Below are 12014 nucleotides of genomic sequence, written 5' to 3' on the forward strand. Positions count from 1 at the left end.
CTACCGCCCGTTTCCGCGTCTGCTTGTTAACTGCCGTATAGGCAGCTTAGAAACGAAAGCCCCTGTCTAAGCCCTTAGAGCATGAGTTAACTGCCGTATAGGTAGCTTAGAAATCTTACAAAAGCACTGCGTTATGCTCTTCTAGGTTAACTGCCGTATAGGCAGCTTAGAAAAGCTTGGTGTGCCTTGTAGGATTTGAACCTACGTTAACTGCCGTATAGGCAGCTTATAAATATTTCCCCTGGAAAGAATGTGGGGTACTGATCATTGTGGCACATGGAGAGGCTGAAGAAGAACCTCGATGAGCTTTGATGTTATCGGCTTCACCGAGGTTTGCTGCAAAAAACGGCCTTTGGCACAAAATGCTAATTCATGTTAGTTTTTTGCGAAATGATTGGCATATTGTTACAACTGTTTAATAGGTGTTTAAACGTTTATTAAACAGCCGTTTAAAAGATTAGGCACTTTCAACTTTAAACAGTTAACTATTAAAAAATGATAGGTTTTAATAGTTCAAGCAAAAACACTTCAGAGCTGTTGCAATGACAGCCTTTGAAGTGTTTTGTTTTTATAGAGAGGTTGAAAGTGGGTTGTAGTTGTTATTTGTAGGCTACTTTAAAGTTACGGCACATTACGACCATGCCAAACAACTCTACCAATAGCACCAAAATCGTTTGGTTGATTGCTTAGATCTATCTCAAAGGGTCTATAGACATTATTGGTGCTTGAGACCTCAATCTTATTGCCTGGTAGCTTTTGGATGCGTTTAACGATGAGATCACCATCGATTCGGATGACGTAGATCCCGTTGTTAAGATGCTTATCTGCCGTATTGATAAGAATAACATCCCCATCACTAATCTCACCTTCCATAGAATCACCCCTTACACCTATTGCAATGAGATCTTTAGCACATACGCCAAGAACGTTATCAATCCAATACTTTCTGAATGCCATTGAGTGCATATACATTTCTTGGCTTACATCGCAACCATGCCCAGCGCTTGCACTGATGTTATAACGGGGAATAAACACAAACTCATTTAAATCAACAGACTCCCCTAATGTGTTCAGAACCGCTAAGTTAGGCATATCGACATTTTCTGAAGATAAGTATTTTTGCCCAATACCTCTACTTAGCCAATCGCTACTTATATTAAATGCATCGCATATTTTAATTAATAGAGGCATTCCTGGTGTTCCACCCTCCATCAATCGATGAATTCCAGATGGTGATACTCCTACCTTATTAGCAAAGGCATTTGGATTCCCGACTTCTTCTACTAATGAAAGTAATCGTTTGTGAAAAGAGCTTTCGCATTCAAGTTCATTTTTTAAACTTGAATGATTAGCTGTTTCATTCAACTTCTCATTTGACATCACTTATCTCCTTGATATATGCGCTAGAACATCCTAAATGCTCTTTTGTATACGATTAAGAACTTGAATGATGATATCGATATGATCATTCAAGTTGACTATCTTCTTATTTGGTTATATCATCTACTCATTCGTTAACATCTTTCACTAAATAAAGAGGGTTAGTAAATGAACGTATTAAGCAAAGAAAAAAACAGCCAACGTGATTGGCATCGCGCTGACATCATTGCAGCTCTTCATAAAAATGGTTGGTCGATCAGGCAATTAGCCTTTAAACATGGTTATGCCGGATCTTCCTCTTTAAGCCAAGCATTATATAGACCATTTCCAAAAGGAGAAAGAATTATCGCAAATGCGATTGGAATTCCACCTGAACAAATATGGCCTACTCGCTTTCAGGAAAGAAAACTAAAAGAATCTCGTATGTTTGGGTAATCTTATGAAACTTTTTTATAGTGCGAAAGAATTGTCAGAAATGAACTTACATGGTTTACCCAGTACTGTTCAAAATATTACTGCAACAGCTAATCGCAACAACTGGAATAAGCAAGAGAGACAAGGTCGAGGCGGTGGCTACGAATATGAAGTTGCCTCTATGCCTCCCGAAATTCAACAACAGATCCGCGAATACGAAATTGCGAACCTGGTTATTGAACCGCGTCATGCAAAAGTTAAATCGCTAACGATTCCGGAATCTAAAGAATTAGATCAGCTTACAACTGAACAGAGAGAGATTGCTGATGCTCGTCTCTATCTTGTTGCAGCAGTTGCGGAGCTTGAAAAAACAACGACTCGTTTAAACGCTGTTAAAACGATTGTTAAACAAGCCAAAGCGGGAGAGTTAGAACCTTCATTACAAGAAGCTGCTTACTTAGCAAATGCTCGTCGCCAAAAAGGCCGTGTAATCTCCGAGCGCTCTTTGATGCGCTATGTATTAACGGCAGCTAAATGCGAAACACCGGCCGAAAGAGTGCAAGCACTTGCACCGGGTCAACCAAAAGCGAAACCTTTGAAGTCAATTCCTTGGTTACCGCTCTTCTTGAAGATCTATCAAGTGCCTTCAGGAATCAGTGTTGAAGAGGCTTATGTTGAGTTTGTCAATATCTGCATTGCTCAGAAGAAAGAGTATCCCACGATTCATCAAGTGCGTTATGCATTACGCCGTATGAGTGAGATCGATCGTGAAAAAGGTCGTGTGACTGGTTCAGATCGTAAAGCGGTATTGCCATATGTGAAGCGCAATTGGGAAGTATTGGGTTTGAATGGCGCTTGGGTAGGAGATGGTACTTCGATGAAACTCAAAGTACAGCACCCAGATCACGGTCGTCCTTTTATCCCAGAACTTACGATGATCATCGATGCAGCGAATCGTTACATTGTGGGATGGTCGGTATCGCTTGCTGAGAACACTTTAGCGGTTGCAGATGCATTTCGTCACGGTGTTGAGAAGCATGGCCTTCCGCTTATTTACTATTCAGATAATGGTGGTGGTCAGACAGCCAAGCATTTAGATCACGATGTCACAGGTATCTTTGCTCGTCTTGGTGTTGAGCATAAAACGGGTATCCCCGGTAATCCGCAAGGACGCGGAATTATTGAGCGCTTAAATAGAACCGTAGCACAACGTATAGCAAGACAGTTCCCAACTTACTTCGGCGGTAATTCAGATCGTGAGTCTGTTCGTAAGATGTTAGTTGCTGTTGATAGTGCTTCAAATGCGGTTGCTAAAGGCAAAGAACTTACGACGCAACAAGAAACAACGGTAAACAAGATTCCTTCGTGGCAGCAGTTTATTGACATGTGCCAGGCTGGTATCGACTGGTACAACAATGAACATATTCATAGAGAGCTTGGAACGACACCGGCAGAAGCTCGTAAGAAACAGCTTGAAACAGCTGAAGTTGATTATCTAACGGATGCGGAGATCCGTGATCTCTTTAGACCAAGCGAAATCCGTACCGTTCAGCGTGGCTGGGTATCGCTCTACAACAACCAATACTTTTCGATGGATCTCGCACCGTATAACGGCTTAGAAGTTCAAGTGAGCTTTGATATTCACGATGCTTCGAGCGTCATTATCCGAGATATCGATGGACGCTTTATCTGTGAGGCCGAGTTTGATGGTAATAAGCGCGATGCTTTCCCGAAAGCATATGTGGAAGAAGTTCGTGAGAGACGCCGTAAGAATCGCCTCCGTACGCTTCAAAAACGTATGGAAGAGGTGGAAGCAGAAGCACGCGGAACGATCGATCACCAACCAGACTTTAGCAACTTCATCGAGATGCCCAAAGAAGAGAAAGAACCTGTCTTCTTGTTTGAATCAGAACGTGAAGAGTTTGAATTAAAAAAAAAGAAAGCCTAGGAGTTAAACATGATTAATGAATTAAAAGCCTATATGCAAGAGCATAAACTCAGCCAACGCCAAGTATCTGCTCAATTAGATGTATCACCATCGGTAGTGAATCAATATCTCAAAGGTAACTATCCTGGCGATATCAAAAACCTTGAAAGCAGTATCCGCGCATTACTGCAACGTGTTGAAGAGAAAGTATTAGATCGTCATACCTTCCCTTACGTGCCAACGCCTAAATCACGCCGAGCCTTAGATGTGATCCGTTATGCGCATCTTGAGAATGATATTTCACTCATTACGGGTGCTGCGGGACTCGGTAAAACTCAAACACTTAAAGAGTATGTCCGCCAAGAGAAGAATGTGATCTTTATCGAGACTGAACCGACCTATACCGCGAAAGTCCTACTTCGGGAGATCTGTATCAGATTGAACTTATCAGAGAAAGGATCTCTGCACGATATGAGCCAAGCGATTATTGAGCGCCTTAAAGGCACGGGTCGTTTAATCATTATTGATGAAGCGGAATATCTACCATATCGAGCGCTTGAGACTCTTAGAAGAATTCACGATAAGGCTGGCGTTGGGTTAGTGCTTGCAGGTCTTCCAAGATTATTAATGAATATGCGTGGCCGTAATAGTGAACATGCTCAGCTTTATAGCCGTGTTGGTTTTCACTACTCAATGGGAGATCGCTTAGAGAAAGAAGATATCTATGCACTGGCGGAGGCTACGCTCAACACCGATGAGTTTAATGGGCTGCTCTTTGAGAAATGTGGCGCTAATGCTCGCCGTCTCAATAAGTTACTCCGCGGTGCTATTCGCACTGCTGAAATCAATGATCGTCCGATTGATCAAAATATCATTACCCAATTTTCTGAAATGCTTGTTCACTAAGGAGCTAATTATGTCTAAATCAACTCAACACTTTTTGAATGAAACAAAGAATCTCTTTTCAACACTGCATAGGCTTCAATCTGCCGGAATTTCTGTAATTGATGTTTCCTTAACGGATCATGAGATCAAGATTGAACGCCCAACCTCAGAGCAGATGATGCAGTTGCGTTACGGCGTAGCTCATCGAGATGATTTGCGTAATGAGCTCTTTATCTCGATGAATGGTTTCAAAATCACTTGGAAGCAATCTGCCCCTATTAGAGAGATTAAGCCAAAGCGTAAAGTTTGGGGGTTTGTATGAGTATGCAGATTGAAAAAGAGTTAGTGAGATATCAAGACGATAGCTTTACGAAAGAGCTCAATATTATTTGTGATGTGATCCCTCAAGTTCGAGGGATCGCAAATCAAGTCCATAAAATCGTTAAGGTGCAGTTGGGCTATCACTTATATAGCAAAGAGGATGTGAAGTTAGCTTCGGTGAGTATGAATAAAATCTCTTCTCACCTTGGATCATGGAGGTATTAGATGTTTGCAGTATTTAAAAGAAATAGTGATCGTAACCAACCTATCAGCCCAATCTATGCGAATTTTAGTACCGCTTTGGAGTATAAACATTATCTTAGCCCTAAAACGCAAGATCATCATGTTGTTAAGCAGATGTGCGGTAATGCCGGCTGGTGTGACTGTGAGAAGGCTTGTGTGATCTGCGGCACTGTTTCGCACAAGCTTCTCTGTTCAATGCCTTGCTATGAAATTTACAAGGAGGAAGGACGATGAATAAAGCAGATCGTAATAAGCGAATAGCTCGAATCAAGATTATGCAAAGTAAGATCTTAGGGCTCTCTGATCGTGATAACTATGAAGCATTTCTCTACCGCTTAACCCAGAAGCGCTCTACGACTGAGATGACCAAAGAGGAACAGCTATTAGTGATCAAAGAGATGGATAAGCTAATGTTCCAAGAGAATGACCGCGCCAGAAAGGCATTAAAACCGATGTTCCGTAAGCTCTATGCGATTCTCAAGGAGCAAAACCTCACTTGGAACTATATTAACGGAATGGCAAAGCAGATGTTTGGTGTTGATCGTGCAAATTGGCTCTCACATGATCAACTTCACCGATTAGTTGCAGCACTCCAAACCCATGCAAACCGGAAGAACAACAGGAAGGAGATCTAAGATGGAACGATTAAAGTTACTACCAAGAACGACGCAGATGATTATTGACACGGTCGGCATTAAATTAACGCTAGAATTAGTGAGAGAATTTGGTGGTTCAAGCTTTGCAGTGCCGTCCGAACACTTAAGTGGCTCTGTCTATCAGGCTTTAAAACATATTCTTGGCAATCAAACAAGACCTCTCATGGAGGTCTTCCGAGGGCAAGATCTCATTATTCCCAGTGATCTCGATGAGATTGAATCTGCTTATTTAGAACGCTTAACCCAAAGTGAGCAATTCTATGATGAGATCAGCAAATATAGCGAGATCTTGCCGGAGTCGGGAAAAGAACTGGTTGAAGTTATTGGGATGAGAAATGCCATTGAAGTCATTAAGAAATATGGTGGCAACACAATGCTCATCACGAATGCTAAAGATAGCTACGCTTACCAAGATCTGCGCTCCATATTAGATAAATCTACGGTTGAGAAAATCGTACAGCACTATCAAGGCACCAGACTCTATATCCCCCGCTGTTTTGAGGCGATGGTTAAAATCCGCAATGTGGAGTTTTGGAAAGCCGTTGAGAAGTTAATTATCGATCTCGGCATCAGCCAAGAGAGAGCGATTTTCCTACTTGGCCCTCGCTTTGGAATCACATACCGGCAAGCATTCAATATTAAGAAAGAGATGAATGCAGAACGGGAAGCTAGCAAACAACAAGCATTGATTTAGGAGATCTGAAAGTGAAGATACAGATTATAAAAAAAGGTGATCCTGAGTTTAAAGATGTACTATCTTTATCCCTTAAAAATAAAAGACATCATTTAGAAAAGTGGACACGAGAGATGATAACTGGAGAGATAAAGCGAACCAGGAAGGAATGTGTCGAACTGAGATTAGAAAAAGGTAAAGGAATTTCTTTTATTGATAAAGATGGAAATATCATCAAAATCTTTGGAAAGCCTGAGCAGGAGTAAGATTATGAAGATAATAAATCTTGATCCTAAAGAAAATCTAGATCGTCCTGTATTTAAGATTATCAATAATAGCCCCTGTCAGCATAAGCATATCGTAGTTGATGCTGAAAATAGATCTATCTCGTGTGGTCAATGTAGTGCTGTATTAGATGCTTTTGATGTCCTTTTACAACTATCAGATAAAGAAAGCATGATTAGAAAAGAGATAGATACAACCAACAATAAGTTAAAAATGCTTAAAAAACATCATGGAGCATTGCAAAAAGTATTAAAAAAAAGAGTGCGATATAGATGTACTCATTGTAAAAAATATAGTGAAGCTATCGGTCATGAAGGATGGGATGGTAATATTTCTAAAGTTATATTTGAACCGGTATTTGATCAATCGTAATACTGAAACCTAACATCCTAAATAACCTGTAGCTGAAAGCTACCATTGACCTCATCAATAACAGATGAGGTTTTTTTATGTCTAAAGAAAAGTATCCAGCGCAGTTCCTTGCGTACACCAATATTATCATTGACCACTTAGAAGGTGGCTTTGTTAATCATCCATCAGATCCCGGTGGTGCAACCAATTACGGCATTACAGAACGTGTAGCCCGAGCGAATGGCTATACCGGGCATATGCGTGATCTCCCTCGTGATACTGCTATCGCCATCTATTTCAAAGATTATTGGGATGGCAAGCTGATGAATCACATTAAGAATCATGTGGCATTCCATCTCTATGATTGCTCTATCAATTCTGGCTATTCCCGTGCAATTAAGCTTCTACAGCGTGCTGTAGGCGTTACCGAAGATGGTGCGATTGGAGCGAATACCATCAATGCGATCAGCCGTTATACCGAAAGTGAGCTAATCCTCCGTTTCAACATTGTGCGAATGCACTTCTACGGCACTTTAAAGCACTTCAACACATTTGGCCGTGGCTGGATGAATCGCTTATTGCTCTTATCAAACATCAACTGGAAATTGGAGACCGATAAATATGAATAAGATTATTAATACCATTGCGCTGATCTTTGTGATTACTGTGATTGCCGCTTGCCAACCTCAACCCATTTATGAAGAGCCTGGCAATGAAGATGTCTTCTCTTGTGATACGTGGGAGCCTGAACTCGCACACCCTGATGATAGCCGGCAAGAGCTATACTATAAATTATCAAGAAATACTGCAATGCAGCGTTTATGTGAGTAAGCAGGAGGAAGTGATGAAGAATCTATTACGCGAGATTATGAGCAACGATGATGGGCGTTATAGCACAACGAATTTTATCCAAGTGATCTCTATTATCGTGCTGACTATCGGCTTTCTCTATGCCGTGATTACACAGAACGCCATTGCTTCAGAGATCGCGCTTTTCTTAGCGGGTATCGCTGTAGCAACGCCGGCATCTAAGGGATGGATTACACATAGACGTGGTGAGAATAATGAACACGATTAGCTTTATCTCAATGATCACAGTTATCGCTAGTTTAACGGTTGCCATCTTCTATCAAGTGAAGTTTAAACAGCGTTTAAAAGAGGAATTAAAAGCCGTTAAAAAAGAGAGAGATGATCTTATTTTAGGATTTAAAAGGATGCAACAAAATGCGAAAAAGTACCGCGTTATTAAAGAGGATGCTTTTCATTGTGATGTTGATGAGCTTCTTAAGCGCATGCGCGACAAAGGTGAAGTATATCCCGAGTGATGTGGGCTTATGTTTAGATCCCCCAAAGATGAAGGTTCGGGAAACCACCGAGCCTCTCCTCATTCAAAATGCCTTCCTGGTTAATCGCTGGATTGATCTGATATGTGCGGAGGAGACAGATGGATAAGCAAAAATGCCCAGCATGTGGAAAAGATCTCTTTATTAACTTCTACACTGAAGAATCAGGAGATCTCTGTATATTCTGCTTTGTAAAATCAAAGCACACAGATAATAAGGAGGCACCTAATGACCTTTGAATTAGCGTTTAATATTGCGCTAGGTCTTATCTCTACGCTCTTTGGTTTTCTCATTAAGACCCATTCCGAGCGATTAAAAGAAGAGAGAGCCGACCTTGCAAAGCTTCGAGAAGATACACAGAAGGAATTAACACAGATCAAAGTGAACTATATCCAAAAAGCCGATTCACTTAGAAATTACGATCTGCTCTCAGATCAACTCACCAATATCACTAATAAGATCGATAAGCTTGCAGAAAAGCTCGATCAAAAAGTGGATAAATAATGTCGAAATAGGAGCCCCCCATGAACCAGCACAATCGCGAAGTAACCGATAGAGAGGTATTAGCTCTCTTAATTGATATGAATCAGAAGCTCGACTCTCTGCATGAGAAGACAGATAAGATCGAGCAGAAAGCGATCACTAAAGGAGCGATTGCTGGCGGTATCTCAGGTGGAATTGTTGCAGCCGGCATTGCAATTATTAAGTCTAAGTTTGGGCTCTAATATGGCACGAAAAAAGAATAGCAGACAGAACTACTCACCCGGCGTTAAAAATGATGTTCGTAAATATTATGTTTTTGAGCAGATGCCGTTAACACAAGTAGCAGCAATGAAAGGCATGCCACCCGTTGCCACACTTTATCGCTGGAAGCGTGAAGCATTAGAAAAAGGTGACGATTGGGATAAGGTTCGTAATGCCCATCTAGTTGCCGGCAAAGGTGCGGATAATGTGGCAAGTATCGGCCTTACTTCTCTGATGATTCTTTTAAAGTCTACGATTGATCGTGTCAATGCCACGGATGAAGAAGGAAACCCGCTCTTAGATCCGCTTGATGCTACTAAAGCCATTGCATCCCTCACAGACTCTCTTCATAAAGTCACCGCAGCATCTCGAAGAATGTTGCCTGAAGTTTCTGAATTAGTGGTTGCGATGAATGTTATCCAAGACTTTGGTCAATTTTTACAAGATAAGCACAAAGATCTATTGCCGGCATTTGTCGATGTGTTGACAGATTTTGGATATGAGATCCAACAGAAGTATGGGAATAAATAGATTATGCGGAAAGATGATTTCTTAAAAGAGATTCAAGAACTTGCAATCGCACTTAAGGAGCGTATTGAAGCCGAAGTAGATGGCTTTGATCTCGATCCCGTGGCTCGTAAAGAGCGTATCGATGCCGTCAATGACCCAGTGACCGGTTATGAATTCTTTGTGAATAACTACTTTCCGCACTATATCCGTACTCCCTCAAAATCTCGTCTGCATGCAGAGCTTTTTAAGTTATTGCCGGAGATGATTGATAGCGAAGAACCTCAGTATTTAGCTCTTGCCGCCCCAAGGGGAGAAGCGAAATCAACAATGGTAACAAGGCTTTTTACTCTTTGGAATATTATTCGTAATTGCAAAAAGTTTATTGTGATCGTGATGGATAGTATCGATCAAGCTTTTCCTATGCTGGAAGCAATCAAAGCGGAGCTTGAGTTTAACCCCCGTTTAAAGAGTGACTTCCCTGATGAAGTCGGCAAAGGTCGCGTCTGGCAAGTCGGTACTATTGTGACTGCTAAAGGTATTAAAGTACAAGTAGCCGGATCAGGAAAGCGTCTTCGTGGTCTTGTGCATGGTGCTTATCGTCCTGATCTTGTGATTGGTGATGATCTTGAGAATGATGAGAATGTGGCTTCCAAAGAGCAACGGGATAAGCTCCATTCTTGGTTTAATAAAACTCTGATGCCCCTTGGTGAAGTCGGTGGCAAGATCGATTTCGTGATCATCGGTACAATTCTCCATTATGATTCCCTTTTAAACCGCTTATTATCCAATCCTTTCTGGAAGGCTTACCGCTTTAAATCCCTCATAGAATGGCCTAATAATATGAGCTTATGGGATAAGTGGGAAGAGATCTATCGCAATGAGGGAGAAGCACCGGCAAAAGCATTCTATGAAGCGCATTATGATGAGATGAATGATGGTGCTGTTCTCTCTTGGCCAGCAAGAACCCTCCTGAGCTTAATGATTATTCGAGCGCGCGATGGCCATGATACCTTTGATTCCGAGCAACAAAATGACCCGGTAAGCAGTGAACATGCGCTCTTTAATGATGCGATTCAATATTGGAACGACTTGCCGGATGGGCTGGTATATTTTGCATCATGTGATCCATCTCTCGGGAAAGAAGGCCGGCGTAAAGACCCCAGTGCTATTCTTGCCGGCGGTTATGATCGGGAGACTGGCAAGCTCTACGTTGTTGAAGCAGAGATTAAGAAACGCCTGCCTGATCGTATCATCATGGATGTGATTGAGATGCAAAAGCGTCGCCGGCAGATTATCGCTTGGTCTTTTGAAACTGTGCAGTTTCAAGAGTTTTTAATGGCTGAATTAGTAAAAGCGGCCGCAAAGCAACATATTCACGTGCCGGCAGTCCCTATTAAGCCGACTACCGATAAGATGCTGAGAATTGAAAGCCTTCAGCCCCATATGAAGAACGGCTTTATTCTCCTCCATCCAAGTCAAACAACCCTTATTACTCAACTGAAGCATTTCCCGATGGCAGATCATGATGATGGCCCAGATGCTCTTCACATGCTCTGGGAGATCGCACGTAAACGATCGCAGATTTATGAGTTTGAATCTATTGAAAATGGACACATGATTGACTTAGATGATGATAATTCTTTTTTTAATAGGTAAAACAATTGATTATAAAATTATCATCCCCATGATCAAGTTCTAGTTAATTATTTTATAAGGATTGATATGACTTTTTCTTTTTATGATAAAAATGGGCGAGCATATGCTTATAGTGATGATGGGGTTCATATTTATACCTATGTAGGCAAGCCAATCGGATATATTCATGATGAATCTATTTATTCTATTTCAGGGAAACATATTGGTTATTTTAATAAAGGAAGTTTACTTGATGCAAATGGTAATACTTTATTGTTTACCGAAAAATCATCTAGTGGTCCATTAAAGCCAATTAGGCAACTTAAACCTATAAAGGGAATTAAACAAATTATGCCAATAAAAGGAATAAGACAAATTAGACCTATTAAACCAATAACTTCTTTAGGGTGGTCAAGTCAGACTCCTGAAAGTATATTTGAATAATACCCACTGAAATCCCTTACCCTCACACAGTGAACTGAAGAGCCTACATTGCGGTAATGTAGGCTTTTTTATAGAAATAGCTCGTAAACGATCACAGATCTATGATTTTGAAACAGTACCAGATCGAATTGATCCTGATGATGATAATGCTTGGTTTAATAGATAAGCTATTGAAAATAAATTAATCGCCCCAATATACGTAT

Annotated in this window: 21 protein-coding genes and 1 CRISPR repeat array (1 of these 22 only partly in view); of the genes, 20 read left to right on the forward strand and 1 reads right to left on the reverse strand. The window is 41.0% G+C overall.

Features of this window, described 5'->3' with window-relative positions:
* A CRISPR array of direct repeats spans positions 1-233; the repeat unit is 28 nt; unit sequence GTTAACTGCCGTATAGGCAGCTTAGAAA; it begins 634 nt to the left of the window's first position.
* 388 nt (positions 234-621) lie between these two features.
* Positions 622-1380: an XRE family transcriptional regulator gene (locus DC082_RS02860; RefSeq protein ID WP_109235670.1), complete on the reverse strand. Its 759-nt coding sequence runs from the start codon at positions 1378-1380 to the stop codon at positions 622-624.
* Positions 1381-1548: 168 nt separating this feature from the next.
* On the opposite strand from DC082_RS02860, the gene DC082_RS02865 reads away from it, so the two are divergent.
* From DC082_RS02865 to DC082_RS02950, 20 genes are all read left to right on the forward strand, one after another.
* Positions 1549-1815 (forward strand): helix-turn-helix domain-containing protein, encoded by a 267-nt coding sequence (locus DC082_RS02865; RefSeq protein ID WP_109202179.1) that lies wholly within the window; start codon positions 1549-1551, stop codon positions 1813-1815.
* Positions 1816-1855: 40 nt separating this feature from the next.
* Entirely contained in the window at positions 1856-3742 is a 1887-nt protein-coding gene (locus DC082_RS02870) for a Mu transposase C-terminal domain-containing protein (RefSeq protein ID WP_229821540.1), read from the forward strand.
* A 9-nt stretch (positions 3743-3751) separates the two neighbouring features.
* Positions 3752-4627, forward strand: coding sequence for an AAA family ATPase (locus DC082_RS02875; RefSeq protein ID WP_109236174.1), 876 nt, complete (start codon positions 3752-3754; stop codon positions 4625-4627).
* Between the two features lie 10 nt (positions 4628-4637).
* A complete protein-coding gene (locus DC082_RS02880) occupies positions 4638-4928 on the forward strand; it encodes a hypothetical protein (RefSeq protein ID WP_109235671.1) in 291 nt (96 codons plus the stop codon).
* On the forward strand, positions 4925-5152 hold the full coding sequence (locus DC082_RS02885; RefSeq protein ID WP_109235672.1) for a hypothetical protein: 228 nt from the start codon (positions 4925-4927) through the stop codon (positions 5150-5152). The genes DC082_RS02880 and DC082_RS02885 overlap by 4 nt, the downstream gene beginning before the upstream one ends.
* A complete protein-coding gene (locus tag DC082_RS02890; protein ID WP_109202174.1) occupies positions 5153-5404 on the forward strand; it encodes a hypothetical protein in 252 nt (83 codons plus the stop codon). It begins immediately after the preceding gene.
* On the forward strand, positions 5401-5805 hold the full coding sequence (locus tag DC082_RS02895; protein WP_109235673.1) for a regulatory protein GemA: 405 nt from the start codon (positions 5401-5403) through the stop codon (positions 5803-5805). Before DC082_RS02890 ends, DC082_RS02895 begins: the two co-directional genes overlap by 4 nt.
* Position 5806: 1 nt before the next feature.
* Positions 5807-6520: a Mor transcription activator family protein gene (locus DC082_RS02900; protein ID WP_157957389.1), complete on the forward strand. Its 714-nt coding sequence runs from the start codon at positions 5807-5809 to the stop codon at positions 6518-6520.
* A gap of 11 nt (positions 6521-6531) precedes the next feature.
* Positions 6532-6765, forward strand: a complete 234-nt coding sequence (locus DC082_RS02905) for a hypothetical protein (protein WP_109235675.1) — start codon at positions 6532-6534, stop codon at positions 6763-6765.
* A gap of 4 nt (positions 6766-6769) precedes the next feature.
* Positions 6770-7156 carry a hypothetical protein gene (locus DC082_RS02910; RefSeq protein WP_109235676.1) on the forward strand — a complete coding sequence of 129 codons (387 nt, stop codon included), beginning with the start codon at positions 6770-6772 and terminating at the stop codon, positions 7154-7156.
* Between the two features lie 77 nt (positions 7157-7233).
* The gene (locus tag DC082_RS02915) at positions 7234-7764 is read left to right on the forward strand and encodes a glycoside hydrolase family 108 protein (protein ID WP_109235677.1); all 531 of its coding nucleotides are present in this window, start codon (positions 7234-7236) and stop codon (positions 7762-7764) included.
* Positions 7757-7966 (forward strand): hypothetical protein, encoded by a 210-nt coding sequence (locus DC082_RS10690; RefSeq protein ID WP_157957390.1) that lies wholly within the window; start codon positions 7757-7759, stop codon positions 7964-7966. The genes DC082_RS02915 and DC082_RS10690 overlap by 8 nt, the downstream gene beginning before the upstream one ends.
* Positions 7967-7979: 13 nt before the next feature.
* The gene (locus DC082_RS10695) at positions 7980-8213 is read left to right on the forward strand and encodes a DUF2644 domain-containing protein (protein ID WP_157953773.1); all 234 of its coding nucleotides are present in this window, start codon (positions 7980-7982) and stop codon (positions 8211-8213) included.
* Positions 8200-8460 carry a hypothetical protein gene (locus tag DC082_RS02925; RefSeq protein WP_109235679.1) on the forward strand — a complete coding sequence of 87 codons (261 nt, stop codon included), beginning with the start codon at positions 8200-8202 and terminating at the stop codon, positions 8458-8460. Before DC082_RS10695 ends, DC082_RS02925 begins: the two co-directional genes overlap by 14 nt.
* Before the next feature lie 119 nt (positions 8461-8579).
* On the forward strand, positions 8580-8717 hold the full coding sequence (locus tag DC082_RS10700; protein ID WP_157957391.1) for a hypothetical protein: 138 nt from the start codon (positions 8580-8582) through the stop codon (positions 8715-8717).
* Positions 8707-8982, forward strand: a complete 276-nt coding sequence (locus DC082_RS02930; RefSeq protein WP_109220459.1) for a hypothetical protein — start codon at positions 8707-8709, stop codon at positions 8980-8982. Before DC082_RS10700 ends, DC082_RS02930 begins: the two co-directional genes overlap by 11 nt.
* A 20-nt stretch (positions 8983-9002) precedes the next feature.
* The gene (locus DC082_RS02935; RefSeq protein ID WP_109235680.1) at positions 9003-9203 is read left to right on the forward strand and encodes a hypothetical protein; all 201 of its coding nucleotides are present in this window, start codon (positions 9003-9005) and stop codon (positions 9201-9203) included.
* A 1-nt stretch (position 9204) separates the two neighbouring features.
* Complete coding sequence (locus DC082_RS02940) at positions 9205-9753, forward strand: DUF1804 family protein (protein WP_157957392.1); 549 nt, start codon at positions 9205-9207, stop codon at positions 9751-9753.
* Between the two features lie 3 nt (positions 9754-9756).
* Complete coding sequence (gene terL, locus DC082_RS02945) at positions 9757-11388, forward strand: phage terminase large subunit (protein ID WP_109235682.1); 1632 nt, start codon at positions 9757-9759, stop codon at positions 11386-11388.
* Positions 11389-11454: 66 nt separating this feature from the next.
* Complete coding sequence (locus DC082_RS02950; RefSeq protein ID WP_109235683.1) at positions 11455-11811, forward strand: 4-fold beta flower protein; 357 nt, start codon at positions 11455-11457, stop codon at positions 11809-11811.
* Positions 11812-12014 lie beyond the last annotated feature (203 nt).

The sequence above is a fragment of the Ignatzschineria indica genome (assembly GCF_003121925.1).
GTDB lineage: Bacteria > Pseudomonadota > Gammaproteobacteria > Cardiobacteriales > Wohlfahrtiimonadaceae > Ignatzschineria > Ignatzschineria indica.